A 512-nucleotide genomic window follows, 5' to 3' on the forward strand; every position below is an offset into this window, starting at 1 on the left:
CGGATAGAGTTAAAAGCGTCCTCCTGTGCGGGGATAGAGATAGCTTTTTCTGCCTGTTCCCGCTGCGTCCCTTGATTGATGAAAGAAAGCTGCACGCTCACGCTTGCGTCAAAGTAATTGAGGAAATCGCACCAGTTTTCAAAAATGGCGGTCTTATCGTCTGCCTGTGCAAGCTGATAATTGATGTCCTCGAACACGACGCACTTTGAATATTTCTTTTCCGTAACCTTGCAGATACCGTCCGGGTACATGGCAAGGTAGGGAATGGTCTGCTGTGCGGTGCGGGCTTTGCCGTCGCCTTTTGCCTTTCGGATAGCTTCGGCAATCTGTTTCTTTTCGGCGCGGGTCAGCTTACGCCTGTTTCCTGCGGCTTCCCGCGTCTTTTTTGTTTGTCCTTTTGACAATCGCTGATACCTCCTTTTCTAAGTTTCGCTGCTTTTCCAAGACAGCGTATAGGTTTTCGGTTCTGTAAGGTCGCTCCTTTGGGCGGGTAAACTTTGTCTGAATGACAT

The 512-nt window shown here is 49.2% G+C and carries 2 pseudogenes; both read right to left on the reverse strand.

Going from position 1 to position 512, the window contains the following annotated elements:
• Positions 1–404, reverse strand: a pseudogene (locus DWW13_RS18680) (VirB4-like conjugal transfer ATPase, CD1110 family); the annotation flags it as partial.
• Positions 352–512 (reverse strand): annotated as a pseudogene (locus DWW13_RS19700) (PrgI family protein); the annotation flags it as partial. The pseudogenes DWW13_RS19700 and DWW13_RS18680, both read right to left, overlap by 53 nt.

This window comes from Blautia sp. AF14-40, assembly GCF_003479665.1.
GTDB lineage: Bacteria > Bacillota > Clostridia > Lachnospirales > Lachnospiraceae > Fusicatenibacter > Fusicatenibacter saccharivorans.